Source organism: Imperialibacter sp. (assembly GCF_040222385.1).
Classification (GTDB): Bacteria; Bacteroidota; Bacteroidia; order Cytophagales; family Cyclobacteriaceae; genus Imperialibacter.
On record NZ_JAVKDF010000049.1, the window covers coordinates 139797 to 163510 of the forward strand.

Below are 23714 nucleotides of genomic sequence, written 5' to 3' on the forward strand. Positions count from 1 at the left end.
CTACTTAAAAGCCACCTCCGGTATTGCACTCCACATACCAAGCCGCTGCTCTTTGATCTCCTCCATCACCTTTCGCCCATATTGAGTCACAGTGAAATACCTCTTGCGCTTCCCTCCCCTCACCTGAGTGGCTTCACCAAACTCAGACGTCAAAAAGCCTTTCTTCTCAAGGCGACGGAGCACTGTCTGCAAAGATCCTATGCTTACCGACCGGTTAAGCCTTTTCTCCATCTCTTCAATAATGGCTATGCCATAGGCCTCTCCGTAGAGTATGGCCACAGTAAGCAGCACTACTTCTTCGAATTCTCCTAGTTGATATTTTCCCATTGTATTTATATTTACCTTAAACGTAGTTAATACTTTTCATGCGAGCAAGAGGTGGTTAAAAATATTTACCTGTATTGTAGTTTATATATTCTAGAGCAAAAAAGGACTGACCAATTGGCCAGTCCCTTCAAACTGAAGTCCGCACTCACTTAGCCTCTCAATCTTCTTCTGACTACTTCCCTTCTCGCTCTCACATCCAGTTCTATTGTCTTTGTTTCTCCGTTGATAGTAACCTCTGCGAGGTTGTCGCACTCACCATCGCCATAGTCGATGACAATCGTTGCGCCTGGAGCAATAGTCTCAATCACACCAGATACCGGGAAGAAATAACCCTGAGCACCGCAACGTCTTTTGAAAACAAGTCGCTCGGTGATGGTGCTGCTGTATGCTTCGCCGTCTCTGTTCTGGCCCTCGGCTGAACCTTCCACAAATGACTCGTCCTGGGCCGGATTTTCTGCCCTGGCCCAGGTACGGGTGTGCTCTGAATCCCGGGTAGCGAAAGTGCCGTCGTTCCAGATCAGTTTACCTCCTGCCAGTTGCGTCTTGAACTGAGGTGTGCTGGATTCATCGGCGGTGATATTGGTAATGGTTCGAACTCCTTCCACCTTTACACTGTCAATATAAAAATCTTCGAAAGTGACACTTCTGGTTGCTCCGGGGGCAAACCACCTGATATCACTATAGGTTACAATAATCTTCCCACTTCTTGTTCTGCCACCGTCTCCCTCGCAGCCGTCGCCGTAGTCAATAATCACTTTGTTGTTTTCATGGTCGTGCGTCACTACTGCACACTCTATCAGCGGATCACGCAATACCTTGCCACCACTGGCCTCGTCATAATTAATGCCAGCTTCTACCACGTTGTCAACATCCTCAAAAGCAACATCCATCGATGCTTCAGTGTCTACTGCCACGTCTTCGAAGGCCGACGCAGTAGCATCATCATTCAAACCATCCTCTTCGTTGTTGCAGGAAGCCAACCACACCATGGTTCCTCCCACCATTGTCATCATCATCAATCTCTTTAGCAAATTCATATCTAATAGAAGTTTGTTTGCTGCTTTGATGAGGCCGGGAGGAAAAGGTTTAATGTGGGATTAAAAAAATTATAGAAAATATTGAAATAGGTTAAAAATTATCATCAAGCTGCATTGTCGAAATCTCGCCATTTATCGTCGCCTTTACGTCGTCATCGCATTCTCCTTCACCAAAATCAACAATGAAGCTAACCCCTTTCATCGTGCTTTCGACCTTTCCTGAGGAAGGAAAAACCTTGCCTACCACCAGGCAGGTTCGCCTGAAGCTCAGCTGCGCCGTTACGATGCTGGTATACTCATAGCCATGCCGGTTAACACCAGAAGCGACTCCTTTCCAGCTATATGTGTTGTGCATCGGGAGGTGACCAAGATGAACGGTTCTAATCTGGTTCAATTGACGGGTGGCATAGGTGCCATCAGGCCAGGTAAATCTTCCCTCTTCCCATCTCACCTCATACTTTCTTTCCGTAGGCGATCCCTTTGATCGATACACCAAAGAAAAATCGCCTTCAACCGATACATGATCTACCTTAAAGTTGACAAAAGAAACCTCAAAAGTGGCTTCATCAACTAGTCGTAGGTCGGTGTAAGAAATAAGGAGCAACCCACCTCGCCACACATCTCCGGCCCAGGCTCCTCCAGCCCCAAAATCAACACTGATGGTTTGGAGCTTTTTGTCATGGGCCACCACAGCACCCTGTAGCCATGGTTCCTCCGATTCCGATCCATCAACGGCCCACCTCATCGCAGCATCAATCACCTGGCCTATCAGCTCTGGCACAGTTGTCATAAAAGCATCTGATCGTAGCGAAGTATCCTGATAGCCGTCCGGCATCGGTGGCCGATCACCCTCTGGCTCAGGTGTGCAGGCATGTAAGGTCAAAAAAAGTGCAACAAAAAACGCACAACAGGCAGGTCTTGGAGAGGCTTCCACAATTTCATTAGTTTAATAGTAGAAATGGTTAAGCCTGAAGGCGGATTCAGGCAAAGCACAAAGCGGCGAGACACACCTGTCTCGATGCCGGATCACAATACGCTCAGGACTATCTTCAATGGTGTAGCAGAATACCTCAAAACGTCCATCTTCAATTTCAAAAAAGCAGTCGTCATCTCTATCCCCCTGTTTGCAGGATAATTCTATTCGCAGGTGATATATCAGTTTGATATAATTGGCCGCCTGTGTAGCTTCCCAAAAAAACTAATCAGGACAATGCAACATTTACCCAACAGACTGTGGAGCATGGCTTTCTTGCTCCTTTTCACGAGCTTTCTTTCCATGGGCCAGGTGCTCGACATGGAGCTGCTCAAAGGCATCAAACCACGCAATATCGGCCCGGCAGGCATGAGCGGCAGGGTCACTGCTGCCGACGTGGTGCAAAGCAACCCCGATATCATCTATCTGGGCACTGCATCCGGAGGCTTGTGGAAGTCGACCGGTGGTGGCACTAGCTGGACGCCCATTTTCACCAAAGAAAAAGCAGCCTCCATTGGCTCCATTGCTATCTATCAAAAATCACCCGACATCATTTGGGTGGGAACCGGCGAGGGCAACCCCCGTAACAGCCAAAGCATGGGCAATGGTGTGTACCGCAGCCTCGATGCCGGCCAAACCTGGCAGCACATGGGGCTGGAAAACACCCGCACCATCCACCGCATTTTCGTGCATCCCGACGACCCCAACACAGTGTGGGTAGGTGCACAGGGCAACGCCTGGGCCGATAGCCCCGACAGAGGTGTGTTCAAAACCACCGACGGCGGCAAAACATGGAAAAAAGTATTGTTTGTGAATAACCGCACAGGCATCGCCGATATGACGATTGATCCAACCAACCCTAACAAGCTGATCGCTGGTATGTGGGAATACCGCCGCTGGCCATGGTTCTTTAAGTCAGGCGGCGAAGGCTCAGGCATTTATGTGTCTGTTGACGGCGGTGAAAACTGGGCAAAGAGAACCTCCGACGATGGTTTGCCGGAAGGTGAAATAGGAAAAACCGCTATCGCTATTGCCCCATCCAACCCTGATGTGGTGTACGCACTTGTTGAAACTAAGAAAAACGCCCTCTACAAGTCGGTAGATGGAGGAAAGAAATGGAGCAAAGTGCAGGACCAGGATGTGGGCGACAGGCCTTTTTATTACTGGGATCTTTGTGTAGACCCTAAGAATGAAAATACGCTTTACAACGTATATGGCATTGTAAAGGTGAGTATCGACGGCGGAAAAACCTTCGAGACACTGGCCGGTGGCGATAAGGTGCATGTGGATCACCACATGTTTTATGTACTGCCTACCGATGCCTCCCTGATGCTTGATGGCAACGACGGTGGTGCCTACATCTCCCGTGACAGAGGCAAGACCTGGCGTTTTGTGGAGAACCTTCCCGTGGGCCAGTTCTACCATGTGAATGTGGACATGGATACGCCCTACAACGTGATGGGTGGCATGCAAGACAATGGCAGTTGGAGAGGCCCAAGCCAGTCGCTGCACAACGGCGGCATCCGCAATGGCTACTGGGACGAGATCGCCTTTGGTGATGGTTTTGACGTGGTGCCCGTTCCCGGCGATCTGCGCTATGGCTACGGCATGTCGCAGGGCGGTTTCCTTTCTTACCTCGACTTTGAAACCGGCTTCAGCCAGTTCATCAAACCTAATCACCCCGACAACGTGTTTCTTCGCTTCAACTGGAATGCCGGCATTGCGCAGGATCCATTCGACGCCAACACCATTTACTACGGCAGCCAGTTTATTCACAAAAGCACCGACAGGGGACAAAACTGGAGCCTGATCTCCGGCGACCTCACCACCAACGACCCGGAAAAGACCAAGCTGGAAACCGGCGGGCTTACGTTTGATGCCACGGGTGCCGAAAATCACTGTACCATTTTGGCTATTTCGCCAAGCCCTCTGGACAAAAACGTTATCTGGGCTGGTACCGACGATGGCAATGTGCAGCTAACCAGAGACGGCGGCAAAACATGGGCAAATCTCTCAGCCAACATCAAAGGCCTGCCCAAAGGTGCCTGGATACCACAAATCAATGCTTCCACTTATAATGCAGGGGAAGCTTTTGTGGTAGTAAACGATTACCGCCGGGGCAACTGGGCACCGATGCTCTACCAAACCAAAGACTTCGGCAAAACCTGGGTGAACCTGGTCAGCGAGCAGAAGGTATATGGGTATGTACTTTCCATGGTGCAAGATCCCATCGAACCAAAGCTCATATTCGTAGGCACAGAATTCGGTCTTTACGTTTCTATTGATGCCGGGCAAACCTGGACAAAATGGACGAATGATTACCCAACGGTCTCTACCTACGACCTGAAGATTCATCCCAGAGAGCACGACCTTGTGATCGGCACTTTCGGTCGTGCACTTTGGGTGATGGATGATATCAGGCCATTGAGAGAAATGGCCAGCAAAGGCGCTCAGGTAATTGCGCAGCCTCTGTATGCTTACCCTGCGCCTGACGCTTACCTCTTTGCCTACAAAGAAGCTGCGGGTACCCGTTTCATGGCGGACGCTATTTTCAAAGGCGACGACAGGGAGGCCGGAGCACTGCTCTCCTACTCAGTGAAAGCTACTTCGAAGCAAGACACTACCATCAAGTCGGACACTGTGAAACTGCAGATATCAGACGCCAGCGGCACCGTCATTCGCAACCTGTTTCAGGTGGTGGAAAAGCCCGGTCTGCAACGCATCGTTTGGGGTCTTGAAAAAAAAGGCGTTCGCAGCCCTGAGAGCCCCAAGCCTAAAGCAGGCGCCGCCGAGCCAAGTGGCTTTAGCGTATTGCCCGGCACCTACACAGTAAAGTATACTTATGCAGGTAAAGAAGCTACGACCAAAGTAGAAGTAAAAGCCGACCCACGGTTTACATTCAACCAGTCGGCTGCTGCACAAATGAGCCAGCGGTTTGATCGTGTCAATGCGATCATGGAAAAGGCAACTGCTGCAGTGGATAAGCTCAACGATGCCAAGGCCGCCATTGCCAAAGTGAATGCAGCAATGGACGACAGCAGCATAGAAGGTAAAGAGGCACTCAAGAAGCAAGGTGCTGAACTGGAAAAGAAAATCACTGAACTGAAAGAGCGGCTGAAGTCAAAAGAAGATGTTCAAGGGATTTACGATGACCCCACTGTCGCTTCCAGTCGTCTTTTTATGGCCATGTACCAGGTGGGTAATCCCTACAACAGTGCCAACACCAATCAGGAATGGGCAATTGCCCAGGCAGAAAAGGCAACGGACGATGGAGTGGCCAACACCGAGGCTTTCTTTAACACTGATTGGAAAGCCTATAAAGAAAAAGCTGGAGCTATTAACTTCTCTCCATTTAAGGATTAATAACTTAAGTTCCATTGTCAGTCTGAGCTTGTCGAAGACGTCTTCGACAAGCTCAGACTGACATTTCTTTTTACCTTGCCAACTATTCACCAACAAAACTTTAATGCCCACATACAAAGCCATTATCTTCGATTTCGACGGGACATTATTAGACACCGAAACCTTTCATTTTCATATCTGGAACGAAATTCTTGCTGAATACGACATCGTAGTCTGTTATGAAGAATACATGGAAGTATTTGCTGGTGTTCCAACACCAGTAAACGCCGAAATGCTCGTAACAAAGCACAGCTTGCCAATTTCCAAACAGGGACTGCTTGAGCAACGGGAGAACCTGGCGTTGGAGCGAATGAAAACTGGCTCCTTCAAAATGATGCCCCACGCCAGAGAAACACTGGATTTCTTTTTCAACAAAGGCTATCCAATAGCCCTTGCTACTGGCAGTCCCCGACCCGATATCGACTTGCTGATGGAACGAATGGATTTGGCGAAGTATTTCAAAATCACCATCACCCGGGACGATGTAAAAATCAGCAAACCCGACCCGGAAAGCTACCAAAAGTGTGTTGACTTCCTCGGTTTTCCGAAGTCAGATTACCTCGTCTTCGAAGATACGCCAAACGGTGCGCTGTCAGCTAAAAATGCTGGTCTTACGTGCTTTGCCGTGCAGCACGATGTGCGGGAGCATCACCGGCTGCAACATGCCGATAAGCTCTTCAATGACCTGAAAGCTGCTATGGACTTCCTGACAAGAGGCAAACTGATTTAGACAAGGCCGTTGTGTGTCACGGAAACGCATTCATTGATGTTTTTTATATCACATTTTAAAGTAAATTAATGGGACAATAGGAGTCGATTGTTTAAACGTAAGCAGCAGACATTTTTTAGATGATAAGAAACTACCTACCCGACGACTACGCCAAAGTAATTGAAGTGTTCAGGCTAAATGTGCCTCAGTTTTTTGCCAGTGAAGAAGAAGCTGACCTAACGGACTACCTGAAAGAGCACGGTGAGAGCTACTATGTGATTGAAGTTAAAGGAGAAATAATTGGGGCCGGTGGCCATCACTATCCACTACCTGGCGTCGGTCGGCTGTCGTGGGACTTCTTCCGGCCGGAAGTGCAAGGCAAAGGCTGGGGCCGCAAACTGATCAACCATTCACTCGACGAAATCCGAAGCAAAAAACATGTAAAGCGACTGGAAGTGTGGACTTCTCAGCAATCTTATCAGTTCTATGCCAAGTTTGGCTTCAATGTACATCGGGTAGAAAAAGATTTTTGGGCCAAAGGTTTCGACCTTTATCACATGGAAATGATCGCCGATAAAATTCATAGGCCAACCTACTTTTAAACCTTTGCAAATGCTGGTTTGTCTTTAGGGAATTTTGTAAACTGACTTACAAAACGCTACCTATGCAGAATCTCTTTTGGATGCATTTTATTCTTGGCCCCCTCTTTTTAGTCATCGCTTTTCTTTTCAAAGTATTCCCTCCCAAAACCATCAATTACCTCTACGGCTACCGCACCAGGCGGTCGATGAAATCAGACACAGCATGGCACGCAGCTAATACGCTAAGCGCCAACCTGATGGTAGGTGTTGGTTTTGCAACTTGCCTGGCTCAGGGCATTTTCTACGCTACAGGCATGGCCTTCGTGGCCTACGTCGGCTGGTCCAGCGGTGTGTTAGTCGTCCTACTATTGGCCACCATTCCTGTTGTTGAATTACATCTAAAGGAGAATTTTGACGAGCAGGGCAACCCCATATCAAAATAAGATGAGAAAGTATTTGACTACCTCCCTAGTACTATGCATCCTGTCCATGAGCTGCGAGCAAAAAGCGGCAAGGAAACCCAATATATTATTCATTCTCGTCGATGACCTTGGCCACAGTGACCTGAGCTCCACGGGCAGCCAATTTTACGAAACGCCCAATATCGACAAGATTGCTGCTGAGGGCATGATGTTTACTCAGGGATACGCAGCCAGCCGGGTGTGTAGTCCGTCAAGAGCCAGCATCATTTCGGGTCGGTTTACAGCACGCCATGGTATCACCGACTGGATTGGAGCCAAATTCGGCGAAGACTGGCGTACACTCAACAGGTTCGACAAACTGCTGCCTGCCGACTACACGCACTACCTTCCGCACGAATACGTGACGCTGCCCGAAACCCTGAAGGAAAATGAATATAAGACCTTCTTTGCTGGCAAGTGGCACCTGGGCGACAGGGGATCGTATCCTGAAAACCACGGTTTCGACATCAACATAGCAGGCTGGGACAAAGGCAGCCCAATGGGCGGCTACTTCTCTCCTTACGAAAACCCGAAGGTTTCAGATGGCCCTAACGGTGAGAACCTGTCGATCCGCCTGGCACAGGAAACCGCCCGTTTCATTGAAAGCCACAAGGACTCCACCTTCTTTGCCTTTCTGTCCTTCTACGCCGTCCATGCCCCCATTCAAACGGAAGAAGAAAAATGGGCAAAGTACCGCAGCAAAGCTGAGCAAATGGGGCTCGCTGAAAACGGCTTTGAAATGGAAAGCGTGCTTCCTATTCGGGTAACACAGGACAATCCTGTGTATGCCGGACTAGTAGAAACCATGGATGAGGCCGTCGGCATTGTACTCGACAAGCTCCAGGCACTTGGTCTGGACGAAAACACGATAGTCGTATTCACGTCCGACAACGGCGGGGTTTCTTCCGGCGATAATTTTTCCACTTCCAATCTTCCGCTGCGGGGTGGCAAAGGTTATCAATGGGAAGGCGGCACGAGAGAGCCCTTTTTCATCAAAGTGCCATGGCTGAAAAGTAATGGTGCCAAAAGCAATGTGCCTGTCATCAATACCGACTTCTACCCCACCCTGCTGGAGCTGGCCAAAATACCGCTGAAGCCCAGCGAGCATATCGACGGCGTTAGCCTGGTTCCACTGTTGGAAGGAAAATCAATCGCCGAAAGACCTCTTTACTGGCACTACCCTCACTACGGCAATCAGGGAGGCGAACCGTCTTCTGTGATCAGGCTGGGCGACTGGAAACTCATCCACTACTGGGAAGACGGCAGAGAGGAACTCTACAACCTGAAAAATGATGAGGTGGAGAGAAACAACGTAGCTTTACAGGAAATTGAGACAAGAGAAGAACTCAGCAAGCAATTGCTGGGCTGGCTGAAAGAAGTCAACGCCAAACTTCCGGTGCCTGACCCTGAGTATGATACTGCAAAAACAAGTCAACGTCACGGAGACATTTTGAATAACCTATGGCCAAGACTCGAACAACAGAGAAAGGCCATGCTTACCCCTGGCTGGTCGCCCAATGCTGACTGGTGGGGAAGCAAAACGATCGACTAACAGGACACCACAGTATGGAAATGACTTTGCCTGTTAACATATTTACCTTAGCATCAATGCTTAACCGATACCTATGAGACTACTACTCCTACTTTCGCTGGCTATTCTGGCGAGCTGCACTACGAATGGCAACGAACCTGGTAAAATATCTCCCAGCAACCTCACCTGCGAGTACCTCGAAAACCCACCGGTGGTTGACATAGGCCGTCCCCGTCTGGCCTGGATCAATACTGCCACCGGCGATGAAAGAGGGCAAAAACAAACCGCCTGGCAGGTGCGGGTAGCCAGCTCAAAAGCAGGCCTTGAAAACCCCGATTTATGGGACAGTAAGAAAGTTGACTCTGAACAAACGGACAGGGTCGAATATCAGGGAACGACTCTGGCCAGCAGAACCGAATGTTGGTGGCAGGTGCGGGTGTGGGACAAAGACGGCAACCCGTCCGGCTGGAGTGAGCCGGGGCAATGGAGAATGGGCTTGCTGGCTGAATCCGACTGGAAAGCGCAGTGGATCGGAGCACCCTGGCAGGGCGAAGAGGCGCTGCCTAAACCCGATGGAGGGCCGGATGGCAGACCCAAGAAATTCGCTGGCCCGGCTCCTATGCTTCGGAAAGAGTTTGAGATCACAAAAGAAATTGACAAGGCCGTGGCTTACGTGACTGGCCTTGGCTACTTTGAATTCTATGCCAATGGCGAAAAAGTAGGCGACGATGTGCTGGTGCCTAACCAAACCAACTACGGCAAGCGTCCCGGATTGAACACCTCCTATATCAATGTGCAGGACAATTTCAGAAGGTACAAAGTGATGTACCTGGCGTACAACGTCAAAGATTACTTGAAGCAAGGCAAGAATGCCATCGGCAGCGTGTTGGGCAACGGCTTTTACAACCCAGCCAAGTTCTGGACTGAAGGCTACGGTTCACCTCGCTTCCTGGGCCAGATCCATATTACTTACACAGACGGAACGGAGGATGTGATCATAAGCGATGAAAGCTGGAAAGCATCGCAAAGTCCTATTCTCATGGACATGGTTTACTATGGAGAAGTCTACGATGCCAGAAAAGAGCAACCGGGTTGGAGTACTGCTGACTTTGATCACTCTTCCTGGGAGCCTGTAGTAAAGAGAAAAGCGCCAGAGGGCGAGCTGGTGGCACACACTGCCTATCCTGACAAGGTGACTGAAAGGCTGGAGCCTGTTTCCATCGAGAAGCTGGACAACGGCAACTATAAAGTCGACTTTGGGATAGAGATATCGGGGTGGGTACGTTTCAATAATATAGAAGGGCCTGACGGGCATCAGATCGACGTTTCCTTTAATGGTAACCTCTACTCTGGCGACAATACCTATATTTTTAACGGAAAAGGCCCCACGTCATATGCCCCAAGGTTCAACTGGTTTGTTTTCAGCGGTATCGAGATCAAAAATTGGCCTGGCGAACTAACGAAAGAAAATCTAACGGCCGAAGCCGTCAACACCTACGTAGAAGAGTCAGCTACTTTCGAAACCTCCAACCAGCTTTTCAACGATATCAACAAAATATGGAGGCGCAGCCAGACCGACAATATGCACGGCGGTATTGCCAGCGACTGCCCACACCGGGAGCGCTCAGGATACACCGGCGATGGCCAGGTTGCCTGCTCCATGGTCATGCATAACTTCGATGCAAAGAACTTCTATTACAAGTGGATACAAGACATGTATGAAGCCCAAAACGTAGAAACGGGCTACGTACCCAACGGTGCGCCCTGGCAGCCCGGTTGCGGCGGCGGTGTGGCCTGGGGGGCAGCTATCTGCATCATGCCATGGGAGTTTTACACGCAATATGGAGCGCTGGATATGCTGGAAGATAACTATGATGGCATGCAAGGGTATATCCGTTACATGCAGACGTGGGTAGATGAGGACGGCATCATGTTCTCCCAACGCAGAAATGGCTCTGGCGAAATCCTCAAGTGGTTCAACCTGGGCGAATGGGTGTCGCCCGGCGAATTGATACCTGATGATATGGTACATACCTTTTACTTCTGGCGGTGCGTTGAAATTGCCTCCAAAACTGCCAGGATATTGGGTAAAAAAGGAGAAGCGGAGGCTTATGAGTCTTTAGCGCAAACGACCACGCAAGCATTTTACAAAAAGTTCTACAATTCAGAAACAAGCTCCTATGGAAAAGGAGGTGGCAATGTCCTTGCCTTGAGAATGGGCGTTCCGCCCGGACAATACGACCAGGTGAAAGCTGCCCTGATAGCAGACATAAAAGCGGATAACGGACATCTCGACACAGGCATTTTCGGCACCAGGTTCTTCTTTGAGGTGTTGGCCAACAATGGCCTCAATAACCTGGCCTATGAGGCATTGAACAAAACCGATGAACCAAGCTTTGGGCATTGGCTGGAGCTGGGCTCCACCACTACCCGGGAGCACTGGAGTGAAGACGGCTCTTTCAACCACCCTATGTTTGGCGGTGGGCTGGTGTGGCTCTACAAAAACCTGGCTGGCATGCAAACCGATATTGCCAACCCTGGCTATAAGCACATCATCTTCAGACCACAGCCTGTTGATGAGCTTGACTTTGTCACTTATTCCAACAACACCATATATGGGCAAGCTGGAATTACCTGGAAAAACCAACCAAATGACTTTCAAATGGACGTTACCGTTCCTGTAGGAAGCACCGCAACCGTCTATATTCCTGCGAGTGAAAAAGAGGCGGTGACCGAAGGCGGTGAAGAAGCCGAAAATTCTGCCAGCGTCAATTTTAAAGGCATGGAAGAAGGCTACGCTATTTTTGAGGTGGGAAGTGGAAACTATAATTTCGTTGCAAAGAAATAAAAGCCGGAACATTCTCTCAGGTTTCTACGTGTTGCTTGCTTGTGAACACGAAAAATCACTACGACCAACACCTGTCACATTTTTACAGCTGGATGGTTGGCGACTTCGAGCAGAAGGCGGCAGAGCAGCAAACATTCTTTGAGAAAAACGGCATCATTCCCGAGTCGTTCGGTCTGGCCATTGACCTTGGTGCCGGCCACGGGCTTCAGGCAATTCCGCTGGCGAGACAGGGCTTCAGTGTCACTGCTATCGACTTCAGTGCTACGCTACTGAAAGAACTTGAGGAGCGCAAAGGCCGCCTGGATATTACGACTATCGAAGCCGATATAACTGACACACACTGGCACGGATCCCTCAAACCAGAGCTTGTTATTTGCATGGGCGACACCATCAGCCATTTGGAAAGCTTTGAACAGTTGGAATCCCTTACCCTAACAATGGCTAATCTGCTGACCAGAGAAGGAAAGCTTATCTATTCCTTTCGTGACTATAGCCAGGCGCTTGAAGACACGCAGCGGTTCATCCCTGTTAAAAGTGATAGTAACAGAATACACACGTGCCTGCTGGAATACTTCGACAATACGGTGCGGGTGACTGACCTGCTACACGAGAAACAAGGCGATATTTGGCAGCAGCAAGTGAGTTCGTACACCAAGCTTCGCCTAACCTCCGACATGGTCAGCGCAATGATCGAGAAGAGCGGATTGAATGTGGTGAGCGAGGGTGTCCACAACAGAATGAGCTACCTGATTGCTCAAAAGTAGCTGTTGGGGTGCTATTCGAGTTCCGCATCCTATGATTAGCTACTATCTGCTCATAGACAGATAATACACTTTATCTGCTCTATAACAGATAAATTTGATTATCTGCTTTCAGGCAGATATATTTGTAGTAATGAAGAAGAACCTGACAAGCGTCATCACGGGCGACATTATCAACTCAAGCAAGAACACAAGTACTGCTAAATGGATGAGTGCTTTAACAAAAACACTAAATAAAGGGGGCAAGGAGCACAAGGACTGGGAAATCTATCGGGGTGATAGTTTTCAACTTGAAGTCAGAAATATTGAAGACGCTTTTCTAACCTGCATTCGCATCAAAGCAATCATAAAGCAATTCGAAGACCTTGATGTGCGGATGGCGATAGGAATTGGTGAAAAAACGTACGAGTCGCCAAAAATCACTCAATCCAATGGCTCGGCTTTCATTAACTCAGGCAAAACGTTTGAGAAGCTTAAAAAAGAAACGCTGATGCTCAAGTCACCATGGGCTGAGTTTGACCGGCAAATGAATTTGCTTTTTTCACTGATTTCTCAAATAATGGATCAATGGACAGCACATTCGGCCGAAATAGTTATGTTGTCACTGGAAATGCCTGACGCTACGCAACAGGATATTGCCGCAAAACTAAAAATTACGCAAGGGCGAGTAAGTGAACGGCTCAAGAGAGCGGCCTGGGATCAGGTTGTCAATGTTGATCAACGTTTCAGGGAGTTAATAAAAAGCAATAAACAGGCAGACGATGGCACTTTTTCTTAAATTTTTACTAGCCCACTTCATTGGCGACTTCTGTTTCCAGCCAGGCTCCTGGGTAAAAGACAAAGAGCAGCACAAACTCAAATCCACCAGATTATACATTCACCTGGTCATTCACCTGGCCGCCCTGCTTGCCGTGCTGGGCTTCGACTCCCATTATTGGTTGGGCATCGTAACTATTGTGTTTACCCATTTCATTATTGACGTTTTTAAAATTTACGCACAGAACGACAACAACAAGCAGGTCCTGTTTTTCACCGACCAAGCCTTACATATAGCCATACTGCTCGCAGTAGCTCATTTCTATCAGCCCTTCGATATGGACATGAGTATACTGATGAATGAAACACTGCTCATTCTTCTGACCTCCCTGGTGTTTGTCACCTATGTTTCGGCAGTACTGATCAAAGTGATTATTTCAAAATGGGCACCAGTTACTGAAAATGACACTCATTCATCTTTAGAGAAAGCCGGCCGGTTTATTGGCATTTTGGAACGGCTTTTCGTTTTCGGTTTCATTGTCACCAATCACTGGGAGGCCATTGGCTTTCTGCTGGCTGCCAAATCGGTGTTCAGGTTTGGTGATTTGAAAGACGCTCATGACAGGAAATTAACCGAATACATTCTCATTGGCACACTTTTGAGCTTTGGTCTGGCTATACTTGCAGGCCTGGCTTATTCCTACCTCAACTAGTTCATAGCTCTCTTAACCAACTCTCTTTTACTTTTTCATCTACCTTCGTCCCTCTATGCAAGCCGTTACTTTAACAGGAAAAGAAAAATGGGTCGCTCTCGGCCTGGCAGCACTTGGCGCTACCATGTTCAGTGCCAAAGCTGTGTTCATTAAGCTGGCCTATCAGTTCGATATTTCATCCATCGACCTTATGTCGCTGCGAATGCTCATGGCCCTGCCTTTCTACGCAGGCATTTTGTGGTGGACCAATAGAAAGAAAGAACCGATGGTCATTACCCGCAAGGACGTATGGCGCATTGTTCTCTATGGTATCATGGGTTACTACATAGCCAGCTATTTCGACTTCTGGGGACTGGAATATGTGAGCGCCAGCATGGAGCGGCTTATCCTGTTCATTTACCCAACGCTGGTGGTGATATTGTCTGCCATTTTCACCAAAAAGAAAGTAACGAAGTGGGAAGTACTGGCCATTGGCATTACCTACTCCGGCATGCTGCTTACCTTTTTTGACAAAATCAAAATAGGTGGAGTGCACGAAACGCTCATCGGAGGCAGTCTCATCTTTGTCAGTGCACTTACCTATGCCATCTACCTGATCGGCAGCGGAAGGTTGATTCCCAAGTTTGGTACGGTTCGCTTCACCTCATTGTCGATGATAGTGGCTTGCATCGCAGTGATCTTCCACAACCTCATCGCCAATGGGCAATTGGCCTTGCTTGACTTCCCCTGGCAGATCTACACCCTGGCATTGATGATTGCCCTCATCTCAACGGTGATTCCCTCATTCCTGATATCTGAAGCCATCAAGCGCATAGGCTCTTCCGAAGTAGCCATTACCGGAAACATCGGCCCCATCTCCACCATCATTCTGTCCATGATATTCCTCCACGAAATCATCGGCTTCTGGCAATGGGCTGGCACGGCCATTGTGTTGTTTGGAGTAAGCCTGCTCTCGAGAAAGAAGGGATAGTATTCTCAAAAACCACTTTATTTCGCCCAACCAGGCATTGCTTCGCTTGTTGTTGTTGTCGTGGCCTTGTGTCCTCACAAGCCACTTCTTCACTCGTGACATTTGTTGTGGCCTTGTGTCTTCACGAGCCACTTTTTCATTCGTGGTTTTTATTGCCTTTTGTCACCTCGATTGTTGTTGTGGCCTTGTGTCTTCACAAGCCACCTCACTTCGCCCAAGCCGGCACTGCTCCCCCCATATCAAACACCGGCACCGCCACGAGGTAAAGAACAATCGTCAACAACAGAATACTGATCAGGTTCAGCCAGAACCCCGCCCGGGCCATTTGCGGAATGGTCACCAGCTCACTGCCAAAAATGACCGTGTTGGTACCCGTACCCGACGGCAGCATAAAGGCAAATGAACAGGCAATGGTGGCTGGGATCATCAGCATATAGGGATGTGTGCCACTGCTCACAGCCATGGTGGCCAGCACTGGCAGGAAGATATTGGCTGTGGCGGTATTGGAGTTGATCTCCGTCAGAAAAGTCATCAGCGTGATCACACTCAGCAGCACCAGTAGCGGCGGCCAGCTAGCAATAAACTGCAACTCCATGCCCAGCCAGGCTGCCAGACCAGTACTGCCAAAGCTTTCGGCAATAGCATAGCCTCCGCCCACTATCATCACTGTGCCCCAGGGAATGGCCTCCGCCTGTTTCCACGTTATGAGTCGCTTTCCGGATTCGCTTTTGTCGGGCAGAAAGAACAGCAGCAGACACGAAAAAACGGCTACAGTAGAATCATGCACCCAGTCGGACACACCCAGCAGGCTGGCCCAGCCTGGTAAAACAAAGTCTTCGACGACAATGTCTCTGCGAAAAACCCAGGCGAGTGCCGTGAAAATGAATATCCAAAGCACCATCTTTTCAGCCGGTTTCATGGTGCCGAGCCCTTTAAGTTCTTTCTCCACAATCTCCTTACCCCCTTCAAACTTCCCTTCGATCTTAAAATACTTCACCAGATAAACCCAAATCAGCGGAAGGAAGATGATAATTAGCGGCACACCCAGCAGCATCCACTGGAAGAATGGAATCTCAGGAGCATCCGGGTAAAGTTTTTGAACCATGCCTGCAAAGACCATATTGGGCGGGGTGCCGATAAGGGTGCCTGTTCCGCCAATACTACAGGCGTAGGCAATTGCCAGCATCAGGGCAATTCCGAAGTCTTTGTTGTGTCCCGAGGCTTCATTTTCCCTGCTGATAATAGCCATAGCAATAGGCAGCATAAGCAGCGCCACTGCCACGTTGGCAATCCACATCGACAGGAGCGCCGAAGCCACCATAAAGCTGAGCAGCAGCATCCGGCGGCTACTTCCAATCAGGTTCATAATGGAAAGCGCAATGCGCCGGTGCAAATGATGAACCTCGATGGCCTTAGAAATAATGAAACCAGCCAGCAGCATCAGCACATAGTTGTGACCGTAGTTGGCGGCCGTAGTTTCAGCATCGAGAATACCCAGCAGGGGAAACAAGGCTAATGGGAGCAGCGCCGTAGCTGCAATGGGTATTGCCTCAGAAACCCAGAGTGATGTCATGAGCAGCGCTACTGCCGCCGCCCTCATGGCCTGGTGAGAAAGGCCCTCCGGTGTTGGTAAAAAGATTAACGCAGAGAAAATGAGGAGACCTACGATAAGGCCAATTCTCTTACCACTTATTTTCAATTGATCAGGTGTTGGTTAGCCTGATCAATATGCTAAAAAATGCTTAAATTTTTCCAGGTCTGTTGAGAATTCCTAGCTACCATCTCGCCTACCTTAATTTATTCTCAAGGTACAGCACGTCAGTTGATGACGCATTCCATTTGTCGATAAATGCCTTGGGTGTAAACGCCGGGGAATAGGTAAATGAACCCAATATAAGATCTATGTCACCGTCGAGGTCAATGTCACCTGATTCCATCACGATCCATCGTCCGTCGTCGGCATTGGCGAGCGTATGTGGTTGGAAAACAAAGTCGGCCGAAGAGGTATTCTCAAGGTAGATAAACGATTCTTTGGGGTTGTTCTCGAAATCAGGAAAGAAGCAGGAAATGGCAAAATCCATATCTCCATCCCCGTCAAAATCGGCCGCTTCTACCTGAGTAGCGCCGTAGGCCGGGAAGAAGAACGACTCTTCGAAATTATTCTTGCCATCATTGAGGAAGAGCCTCATGCCATGGTAAGGCTTCAAAATGGGTGAGTAGTCGGCGTTGTCGCCATGAGCCACGGCGATGTCCATGTCGCCATCGCCATCGTAGTCAAAAAGCTCAAGGTCGCTGGAGCCGTATAGCGGATTGAGGCGCAGAATCTGCCTTGCGGCGAACGTCAGTCCTTTGCCCTGATACAAAATGTAGGCGCCTTCATTGCCCTGCGAAACAAGCACCACGAGGTCCTTCAGTCCATCGTTGTCCATGTCGTGTACCTCCACCTTAATGCAACCGGCATACGGCAACAACTGCGTTTTTTCCCTCCGACCATCTATGTCGGAAATCAAAGTCAGCTGGCCAATCAGGTTGCCAAACTCACAGACAAGAATCTCGTCGGTGCCATCACCATCAAAGTCCTCCACCAGGCTAAACACCGGCCGTTGCAAAAACTCAGCTACCTTTCTTTGGGGTTGATCCGGAGTTACTTCCCACAAAGTCCCCAACGACTGCTCCGTCGGGTGCATCTGCCCCATTTCAACGGCGAATTCCCGTCCCTTGCTCTTATTAAACGAAACAACTGAGGTTTTAAATGTTTCTTCTATTCGTGCGGAGTCCCCTGGTGCCCACTTCCATATTTGCCCGTTGGCATTGGCTCCATACACTCCTTTTTGGTTGTCAAATTGTCTGAAATGTGTAACCAACGACCCCTTGAAGTCCTCGGTTTTAATAAAAGTCGGGGAAAATTGGGTCAGCGCAGTACTTCTCTCAACCCTGGCGAGGTCGGCAGGCATAGAATCCGGCGCATTTTCTAAAATATATTTCGTTACCGACTCCCAGTCGCTTTCAGAAATCATCGGTTTTTCCAGATAGACATTATTGGATTGAAGGAGCATTTTCTCGTTCATGTCCACCCTTTTGTATGGGTCATATCCGTTTATCCTCATCCCAAGCCTTGCTCCCATTTCCGGAAGCACAAGCCTTTCCCATACACCTTTGGTTAGTTGAGCGGGGTCGGGCAGGTTATGGCAGCCGCCGCAATAAGTTTTGTAGGTAGCCGCAGGCTTGTCAATATTTCCAACACATCCATCAAGCAGGCCAGCCACAGAAATAATGGCACCAACCCCAATCACCCATTTTATTCGCTTCATCTTATATCGTACTCCTTCACCAACAATATTAGGCAAATGAGCATGAAAAAGCATGGAAGTTTGGCTGGAAGGTTCTTTAATGGCCGGAGCGAAATCAGAAGCCGGCTTGAGCTACCTTCTCAAAGTAACCCCAAGGGAAATTTCAAATCCCTCAAGATTCACTCTCGCATCAGGAAAATTGATGGCTTTGGTTTCCAGGCTCCCTCCCTGCACACCGCCAATATAGTCGCCAGTGAGCGTCGCAGCCGATGCCACAGACAAATAGCTGACCTCGGTTGATACCGAAAATTCTTTGGCTATGTGCCATTCAAAAGAGGTTCCAGCTATCCAGCCCAAGCCAATTTTAGTTTTAATTGTGGCGTCAGTATTGGCAACATCCCAGCCTTCATAATCTCTCAAAGCTCTATCCAGGTTGCCCTCATTCAGCCTGGGGTTGATATGCCAGATGCCAACAGCTCCTCCTCTGATCCGCCAGGTCACAATTTTGGTATCTATCTTGAAAGCCAGCTCCACAGGCACCAGCATGGAAAAGTGCGGCCCAGTCAGCGGCTTGTCGGCCTCAAAAGGGAGCTTGTCCATCGTCAGGCCTGACATGGAATAGATGGAGCCCCCCGTCTCAATTCCCACAGGGCCAAAATAGTAGCCCAGCCCCCTAACGGAAAACGGGCTAACCGGAGCTGACACGTAACCATTTTTTGGTACCAGGTAAGAGAAAGAAATGCCCTGCGCACACAAATCGGCTCCTGCCAGCCTGCTGAATGCCCCGGTCAAAACAATTATTTGCAGTGATTTGTAAACGCTTCTAATTACCGTTACCTTCATTTACGCAAGCTTTTAACACCCATCAATCCTTTTTCGAAAACGAAGTTAGGACATAAAGCCTCTTTCTTAAGACTAATCTGCTTTGAATATGAGTGAGGTGCAGAAATTCCTCAAATCCATCTATGACCTCCCTTCGGCGAGCATGCAAAAGCTTGAGGATTGCCTGAAGCCGGTGGAGTTCAAAAGAAAAGAGGTAATTACCTGGGAAGGTCACGTAGAAAAGTACCTTTATTTTGTCCAGGAGGGCATCCAGAAGTCGTACTATATCAAGGATGGAAATGAGCACGTCATCGCATTCACCTATGCCCCTTCTTTTTCGGGTATCCCTGAATCGTTTCTTACACAAACTCCCTCAAAATATTTTCTGGATACCATCACACCCAGCAAACTACTCCGGCTTTCGCACGATCAACTACAGTCACTGTTAAGCGAAGACCGCCACCTAGAGCGGATGATGCAGAAAGCAACGGAAGCCGTGCTGGCAGGGCTGATCCAGCGCCACCATGAGCTGCTGGCCTTTGACATTGAAGAAAGGTTTACGGCTTTCGTCAAACGAAGTCCAAAATTGCTCAACCTCATCCCCCACAAAGACCTGGCCTCCTACCTCGGCATTAATGCCACCAACTTCAGTAAGCTACTGGCACGGGTGAAAATCTGAAATCTTGGTATAGACCAAGAGCCGCCTGCCTATTGCTCGATTCCTTTGCTAAAAAATAAAACAGCAATGAATCAGCAAACCCCTCTTTGGCTCAACGAAAGCCTTTACCCTTTTTCGCACCGTTACATCGACCTGCCCTCGGGCAGAATGCATTACGTGGATGAAGGTCAGGGCGAAATCCTTCTGTTTGTGCACGGCACGCCTGCATGGTCATTCCTTTACAGGGAGCAAATAAAAACACTGCGTACAAAGTACAGGTGCATCGCCGTAGATCATATTGGCTTCGGGCTGTCGGACAAGCCAGGAAAATTTGACGGCACTCCTCAAGCCCATTCAGCTAACCTTTCCTTGTTTGCAGAGAAACTCGACCTAGCCAACATCACCCTTGTCGTGCATGACTTTGGCGGGCCGATTGGCCTTTCATTCGCCCTGGCACATCCCCAAAAAGTGAAGAAGCTGGTGATACTCAACACCTGGCTCTGGAATAACGCCCACAACCCCGACGTGCAAAAGGTAGACAAGGCCGTGAATAGCAGGTTGGGCAAGTTCATTTATCTGTACACAAATTTTTCCCCGTCCGTTCTGATGAAAAAAGCTTTCTACGACAAATCGAAACTATCAAAGGCTATACACCTTCACTATACCAGACCGTTTCCCAACAAGGCGTCCCGTTGGGGGCTTTTACGGCTGGCACAATCCCTTCTGGGGTCTTCCGATTGGTACGAAGAGCAGTTCGAGCAGCTGCATAAATTGGAGAGTAAATCCGTTTTGATCCTTTGGGGCACAAAAGATCAATTTATTAAACCGGCGTTTCTGGAGAGATGGAAAGAAGCACTACCCGGGGCAACTATCCGAACTTTTGATGTCGGCCATTTCGTTCAGGAGGAAGCCTCAAAGGAGGTTAGCGATGCCATTGACAGCCTAATGCAACAGAACTAATTTTCGCTGGCTGGCAACACTTTTACCGGAACCTAACTTCAGCAGGTAGCACCGTCAGCAAGCAGCGAAGATAATTAGCCACGCAATAGTGATTTTGTGCGCAACTGTTTTCATTTTTGCACTCAGATTGCTGCTTCTCTGACATTTGGGCAAATGAAGCATCAAAAGCTAAATGGATACGTAAAATATAATTAATCGAATAACTAATTGAATATTTCTTCGTTACAATACATTTAAACAACAAAACATTTTATGAGAAAACTGCTTTTATTAGTTACAGCCAGCTTATTATTCGCATCAGCAGCCAACGCACAGAACACAGATTACAAAACAGCCGTAGGTCTCAGGGCTGGATTATCGGCCGGTCTCACGGTAAAGCATTTCCTTAGTCAAAAAGGCGCTCTGGAAGGCCTCGTTTCATCCCGCTGGGGCGGTGTTAACATCACAGGTTTATACGAAGTACACGACATTGCTTTTGACGAGCCAGGTCTTCGCTGGTACTATGGCGCAGGTGGACACGTCGGCTTTTGGGATGGCAACAAGAACCCCTGGTTTGACGATAATGACAATCACAGTGTAATTGGTGTTGACCTTATTCTGGGCATGGAATATACCATCCCCGGCTCGCCAGTCAACCTTAGTTTGGACTGGAAACCCGGTTTTAATCTTGTAGGTTATAGCGGCTTCTGGGGCGATGAATTCGCTCTGTCGTTGCGATTTGCCTTTCAATAAAAATTAAGGGTGGGTGTCCCCGGCACCCACCCTTTAAAATTTTGATGCCAGCCGCATCAATTCCTCTCTGTTCACTTCATGTTTCCCCTCAAACACCAGGCTTCTGGTATTCTTCCCAAATAGCTCCCTGAGCCTTACCTTTTCCTGAGCCAGTAGCTGTTCGCTATAGTAAATATCTTGTCGGCCAATGCAGCCAATCACCTCAGCCTTTGGCGACACAAATGCAAAATCTGCTGGAGTCAGTTCTTTTGGAAAACCTCCCGCCCACAGCACCATCTTGTGAAATGGCCATTTTTTGTGAGCTGCCAACCTGGTGACTGCTGATACGCCCTGAGAAAAGCCGAACAAAATCAATTTGTAGTGATCAAAGTCGATGTCTTCAAAAATAGGATCAAAAACCGCATCGAAGTAGGCTCTTTGATTAGTTAATTCGGTTTCCCTGTCCTCCTTTGTCATCCAGCTGGCCCCCACCCTGCCATAGGTCTGATCGAGGTACAGGCGACTAAGTCCTTGCGGCGCAATAACAAAATGTTTACTAGAATCCAAAAAATCGAACTTTTGAACGAAGAACTCTGCCAATTGCGCATAACCGTGGCATACGACCCATATATATTTGGTGGCAGGTGTTACATTATTGAGTGTGTAATAAGGAGCTGAAAAAGAAAAGGAGACGTGTCGCTGCAAAACCTGATTTTTTTGAGACGTGAAGGTAAAGTGAAAGTGCGTGCTGTAAAAGCACCGGACAAATTATACTTGACCAGCTTTACGTGAGTAGCAACGCACGAATGAAATGGTAAATTTCCTACATTTGACAAAATGATCCACTGAAAACTATTCGGAAAAAAACGCAGTCTATAAAACCCTCTTTATGATAAAAACATCAAGCTTCCTCGTTGCCATTCTATTCCTGGCGCTGTCGCAAAGTCTGTTAGCACAAAACAGCTCAGACCCGGAGCCGCTTTTGGAGTTTGCGGCCGTTTATTCCAACGGTGAAAAATGGGAGGCTGACAAATCTCCGGCGGAGCAGCCCTACTTTATGGATCATTCTGCTTTCTTGTTTCGATTGAAACAGTCGGGGGTGATTACCGCCGGCATCAAGATCGGCGACAAAAGTATCATTCTGTTCAAGGCCAAAAGCCTTGAGGAAGCAAAAAAATTGTTCGCACCCGATGTGTCGGTGGACGAGAAAACCTACAAGCTGGAGGTGCAACCGGCCACGGTGTTTTACAAAGGCTGTATTTGATGTCATTTTTGCCGCAAAGTTGCCTAACTTTATGTAAGGTGAACAACATTCTTTCCAGCCAAACCTGAAAAACCGATGAAGACTTTTCTATCAATATTTTTTTCGCTCTGCTTACTGCTGTCCTGCAAGGAACAAGGAAAAGATGAGCAGCAAAAACCAGAGGTACCTGAGCCCGGCGAACCGGTAGCCGAAGTCGACTGGGACGACGCCACCCTGGCCTGGTCTGACGAATTTGACGGTGAAGAGGTAGATAAAGAGAAATGGAAGTTCGAAACCGGTGCCAATGGCTGGGGCAACAATGAATGGCAAAACTACACCAGCGGCCCAAACTCTACCGTCTCAGATGGGTTGCTGAAGATCACCGCCAAGAAAGAAGGGGCTGGTCAAAGAGTGGGGGACTATACGTCTTCACGAATGTTGAGCAAGGAGACGTTCACCTACGGTCGTATGGAGGTGAGGGCAAGAATACCAGAATGGAAAGGCAAAGGCGTTTGGCCTGCGATCTGGATGCTGGGCGACAATATCAGTCAAGTCGGTTGGCCCGACTGCGGTGAAATCGACATCATGGAATACGTAAGTTATGCACCCAACGAGGTTCATTTCAGTATCCATAGCAAAGCCAACAACCATGTGCAGGGAACTCAGATAACAACAGGCCCTATGAAGCTGGAAACCATAGAAGAAGAATTTCATAATTATGGCATTCTTTGGACGGAACAGTACGTCAAATTCTATCTCGACGACATCGATAATGTGAAGCTGACATTTAACAAACCTACCGTACCCACCCAGGACAACTGGCCGTTTGACAAGCCGTTTTTCTTTTTGCTGAACATTGCCGTTGGTGGCAACTGGGGAGGCCTGCAAGGTGTGGATGACACTATTTTCCCTTCGACGATGGAGGTGGATTATGTGCGGGTTTATCAGTTCGAATAAGCGG

Annotated in this window: 23 protein-coding genes; 16 read left to right on the forward strand and 7 right to left on the reverse strand. The window is 48.5% G+C overall.

The features are described from left to right. From RIG68_RS23985 to RIG68_RS23995, 3 genes are all read right to left on the reverse strand, one after another. Entirely contained in the window at positions 1 to 327 is a 327-nt protein-coding gene (locus RIG68_RS23985) for a PadR family transcriptional regulator (RefSeq protein WP_350076773.1), read from the reverse strand. A gap of 149 nt (positions 328 to 476) precedes the next feature. Then, positions 477 to 1364 carry a hypothetical protein gene (locus tag RIG68_RS23990; RefSeq protein WP_350128410.1) on the reverse strand — a complete coding sequence of 296 codons (888 nt, stop codon included), beginning with the start codon at positions 1362 to 1364 and terminating at the stop codon, positions 477 to 479. A 91-nt stretch (positions 1365 to 1455) separates the two neighbouring features. Further along, complete coding sequence (locus tag RIG68_RS23995) at positions 1456 to 2154, reverse strand: hypothetical protein (RefSeq protein ID WP_350128413.1); 699 nt, start codon at positions 2152 to 2154, stop codon at positions 1456 to 1458. Between the two features lie 168 nt (positions 2155 to 2322). Here RIG68_RS23995 and RIG68_RS24000 point away from each other — a divergent pair, with 168 nt between their 5' ends. The 11 genes from RIG68_RS24000 (at position 2323) to RIG68_RS24050 (ending at position 15069) form a co-directional block, all read left to right on the forward strand. Beyond that, positions 2323 to 2499, forward strand: coding sequence for a hypothetical protein (locus RIG68_RS24000; protein WP_350128416.1), 177 nt, complete (start codon positions 2323 to 2325; stop codon positions 2497 to 2499). A gap of 75 nt (positions 2500 to 2574) precedes the next feature. Continuing rightward, positions 2575 to 5700, forward strand: a complete 3126-nt coding sequence (locus RIG68_RS24005) for a VPS10 domain-containing protein (RefSeq protein WP_350128418.1) — start codon at positions 2575 to 2577, stop codon at positions 5698 to 5700. A 103-nt stretch (positions 5701 to 5803) separates the two neighbouring features. Then, a complete protein-coding gene (locus RIG68_RS24010) occupies positions 5804 to 6469 on the forward strand; it encodes an HAD family hydrolase (protein ID WP_350128421.1) in 666 nt (221 codons plus the stop codon). Between the two features lie 119 nt (positions 6470 to 6588). Next, positions 6589 to 7050 (forward strand): GNAT family N-acetyltransferase, encoded by a 462-nt coding sequence (locus tag RIG68_RS24015; RefSeq protein ID WP_350128424.1) that lies wholly within the window; start codon positions 6589 to 6591, stop codon positions 7048 to 7050. A 62-nt stretch (positions 7051 to 7112) separates the two neighbouring features. Further along, positions 7113 to 7472 carry an SdpI family protein gene (locus RIG68_RS24020; RefSeq protein WP_350128427.1) on the forward strand — a complete coding sequence of 120 codons (360 nt, stop codon included), beginning with the start codon at positions 7113 to 7115 and terminating at the stop codon, positions 7470 to 7472. Between the two features lies 1 nt (position 7473). Beyond that, positions 7474 to 9042 carry a sulfatase gene (locus tag RIG68_RS24025; RefSeq protein ID WP_350128430.1) on the forward strand — a complete coding sequence of 523 codons (1569 nt, stop codon included), beginning with the start codon at positions 7474 to 7476 and terminating at the stop codon, positions 9040 to 9042. Positions 9043 to 9115: 73 nt separating this feature from the next. Further along, positions 9116 to 11869: a family 78 glycoside hydrolase catalytic domain gene (locus tag RIG68_RS24030; RefSeq protein ID WP_350128432.1), complete on the forward strand. Its 2754-nt coding sequence runs from the start codon at positions 9116 to 9118 to the stop codon at positions 11867 to 11869. A gap of 41 nt (positions 11870 to 11910) precedes the next feature. After that, positions 11911 to 12633 carry a class I SAM-dependent methyltransferase gene (locus RIG68_RS24035; protein ID WP_350128434.1) on the forward strand — a complete coding sequence of 241 codons (723 nt, stop codon included), beginning with the start codon at positions 11911 to 11913 and terminating at the stop codon, positions 12631 to 12633. Between the two features lie 130 nt (positions 12634 to 12763). Continuing rightward, the gene (locus RIG68_RS24040) at positions 12764 to 13408 is read left to right on the forward strand and encodes a SatD family protein (RefSeq protein ID WP_350128436.1); all 645 of its coding nucleotides are present in this window, start codon (positions 12764 to 12766) and stop codon (positions 13406 to 13408) included. Further along, positions 13392 to 14099 carry a DUF3307 domain-containing protein gene (locus RIG68_RS24045; RefSeq protein ID WP_350128438.1) on the forward strand — a complete coding sequence of 236 codons (708 nt, stop codon included), beginning with the start codon at positions 13392 to 13394 and terminating at the stop codon, positions 14097 to 14099. Before RIG68_RS24040 ends, RIG68_RS24045 begins: the two co-directional genes overlap by 17 nt. Positions 14100 to 14154: 55 nt before the next feature. Continuing rightward, the gene (locus RIG68_RS24050; protein ID WP_350128441.1) at positions 14155 to 15069 is read left to right on the forward strand and encodes a DMT family transporter; all 915 of its coding nucleotides are present in this window, start codon (positions 14155 to 14157) and stop codon (positions 15067 to 15069) included. Between the two features lie 205 nt (positions 15070 to 15274). On the opposite strand, the gene RIG68_RS24055 is transcribed toward RIG68_RS24050, so the two are convergent. The 3 genes from RIG68_RS24055 to RIG68_RS24065 form a co-directional block, all read right to left on the reverse strand. Beyond that, the gene (locus RIG68_RS24055; protein ID WP_350128443.1) at positions 15275 to 16768 is read right to left on the reverse strand and encodes an SLC13 family permease; all 1494 of its coding nucleotides are present in this window, start codon (positions 16766 to 16768) and stop codon (positions 15275 to 15277) included. Positions 16769 to 16856: 88 nt separating this feature from the next. Continuing rightward, on the reverse strand, positions 16857 to 18380 hold the full coding sequence (locus RIG68_RS24060; RefSeq protein ID WP_350128446.1) for an FG-GAP repeat domain-containing protein: 1524 nt from the start codon (positions 18378 to 18380) through the stop codon (positions 16857 to 16859). A gap of 111 nt (positions 18381 to 18491) precedes the next feature. Then, complete coding sequence (locus RIG68_RS24065) at positions 18492 to 19202, reverse strand: hypothetical protein (RefSeq protein WP_350128448.1); 711 nt, start codon at positions 19200 to 19202, stop codon at positions 18492 to 18494. Between the two features lie 88 nt (positions 19203 to 19290). Here RIG68_RS24065 and RIG68_RS24070 point away from each other — a divergent pair, with 88 nt between their 5' ends. The 3 genes from RIG68_RS24070 (at position 19291) to RIG68_RS24080 (ending at position 21531) form a co-directional block, all read left to right on the forward strand. After that, positions 19291 to 19860 (forward strand): Crp/Fnr family transcriptional regulator, encoded by a 570-nt coding sequence (locus RIG68_RS24070; RefSeq protein ID WP_350128449.1) that lies wholly within the window; start codon positions 19291 to 19293, stop codon positions 19858 to 19860. Positions 19861 to 19926: 66 nt separating this feature from the next. After that, positions 19927 to 20799, forward strand: coding sequence for an alpha/beta fold hydrolase (locus tag RIG68_RS24075; RefSeq protein ID WP_350128451.1), 873 nt, complete (start codon positions 19927 to 19929; stop codon positions 20797 to 20799). A gap of 252 nt (positions 20800 to 21051) precedes the next feature. Further along, the gene (locus RIG68_RS24080; RefSeq protein ID WP_350128453.1) at positions 21052 to 21531 is read left to right on the forward strand and encodes a hypothetical protein; all 480 of its coding nucleotides are present in this window, start codon (positions 21052 to 21054) and stop codon (positions 21529 to 21531) included. A gap of 33 nt (positions 21532 to 21564) precedes the next feature. Here RIG68_RS24080 and RIG68_RS24085 read toward each other — a convergent pair whose 3' ends face one another. Further along, a complete protein-coding gene (locus RIG68_RS24085) occupies positions 21565 to 22215 on the reverse strand; it encodes an alpha/beta hydrolase (RefSeq protein ID WP_350128455.1) in 651 nt (216 codons plus the stop codon). Between the two features lie 184 nt (positions 22216 to 22399). Between RIG68_RS24085 and RIG68_RS24090 the strand changes: the two genes are divergently transcribed. Beyond that, positions 22400 to 22774 (forward strand): YciI family protein, encoded by a 375-nt coding sequence (locus RIG68_RS24090; RefSeq protein ID WP_350128458.1) that lies wholly within the window; start codon positions 22400 to 22402, stop codon positions 22772 to 22774. 75 nt (positions 22775 to 22849) lie between these two features. Further along, positions 22850 to 23710 (forward strand): glycoside hydrolase family 16 protein, encoded by an 861-nt coding sequence (locus RIG68_RS24095; protein WP_350128460.1) that lies wholly within the window; start codon positions 22850 to 22852, stop codon positions 23708 to 23710. Positions 23711 to 23714: the final 4 nt, after the last annotated feature.

What these genes read in the sequence shown, in the direction of transcription:
- RIG68_RS23995 (WP_350128413.1), bottom strand. Translation starts at nt 2,154, where the DNA reads ATGACAACTGTGCCAGAGCTGATAGGCCAGGTGATTGATGCTGCGATG.
- RIG68_RS24005 (WP_350128418.1), top strand. Translation starts at nt 2,575, where the DNA reads ATGCAACATTTACCCAACAGACTGTGGAGCATGGCTTTCTTGCTCCTT.
- RIG68_RS24020 (WP_350128427.1), top strand. Translation starts at nt 7,113, where the DNA reads ATGCAGAATCTCTTTTGGATGCATTTTATTCTTGGCCCCCTCTTTTTA.
- RIG68_RS24095 (WP_350128460.1), top strand. Translation starts at nt 22,850, where the DNA reads ATGAAGACTTTTCTATCAATATTTTTTTCGCTCTGCTTACTGCTGTCC.
- RIG68_RS23990 (WP_350128410.1), bottom strand. Translation starts at nt 1,364, where the DNA reads ATGAATTTGCTAAAGAGATTGATGATGATGACAATGGTGGGAGGAACC.
- RIG68_RS24075 (WP_350128451.1), top strand. Translation starts at nt 19,927, where the DNA reads ATGAATCAGCAAACCCCTCTTTGGCTCAACGAAAGCCTTTACCCTTTT.
- RIG68_RS24080 (WP_350128453.1), top strand. Translation starts at nt 21,052, where the DNA reads ATGAGAAAACTGCTTTTATTAGTTACAGCCAGCTTATTATTCGCATCA.
- RIG68_RS24090 (WP_350128458.1), top strand. Translation starts at nt 22,400, where the DNA reads ATGATAAAAACATCAAGCTTCCTCGTTGCCATTCTATTCCTGGCGCTG.
- RIG68_RS24065 (WP_350128448.1), bottom strand. Translation starts at nt 19,202, where the DNA reads ATGAAGGTAACGGTAATTAGAAGCGTTTACAAATCACTGCAAATAATT.
- RIG68_RS23985 (WP_350076773.1), bottom strand. Translation starts at nt 327, where the DNA reads ATGGGAAAATATCAACTAGGAGAATTCGAAGAAGTAGTGCTGCTTACT.
- RIG68_RS24045 (WP_350128438.1), top strand. Translation starts at nt 13,392, where the DNA reads ATGGCACTTTTTCTTAAATTTTTACTAGCCCACTTCATTGGCGACTTC.
- RIG68_RS24040 (WP_350128436.1), top strand. Translation starts at nt 12,764, where the DNA reads ATGAAGAAGAACCTGACAAGCGTCATCACGGGCGACATTATCAACTCA.
- RIG68_RS24060 (WP_350128446.1), bottom strand. Translation starts at nt 18,380, where the DNA reads ATGAAGCGAATAAAATGGGTGATTGGGGTTGGTGCCATTATTTCTGTG.
- RIG68_RS24010 (WP_350128421.1), top strand. Translation starts at nt 5,804, where the DNA reads ATGCCCACATACAAAGCCATTATCTTCGATTTCGACGGGACATTATTA.
- RIG68_RS24050 (WP_350128441.1), top strand. Translation starts at nt 14,155, where the DNA reads ATGCAAGCCGTTACTTTAACAGGAAAAGAAAAATGGGTCGCTCTCGGC.
- RIG68_RS24030 (WP_350128432.1), top strand. Translation starts at nt 9,116, where the DNA reads ATGAGACTACTACTCCTACTTTCGCTGGCTATTCTGGCGAGCTGCACT.
- RIG68_RS24070 (WP_350128449.1), top strand. Translation starts at nt 19,291, where the DNA reads ATGAGTGAGGTGCAGAAATTCCTCAAATCCATCTATGACCTCCCTTCG.
- RIG68_RS24015 (WP_350128424.1), top strand. Translation starts at nt 6,589, where the DNA reads ATGATAAGAAACTACCTACCCGACGACTACGCCAAAGTAATTGAAGTG.
- RIG68_RS24000 (WP_350128416.1), top strand. Translation starts at nt 2,323, where the DNA reads ATGGTTAAGCCTGAAGGCGGATTCAGGCAAAGCACAAAGCGGCGAGAC.
- RIG68_RS24025 (WP_350128430.1), top strand. Translation starts at nt 7,474, where the DNA reads ATGAGAAAGTATTTGACTACCTCCCTAGTACTATGCATCCTGTCCATG.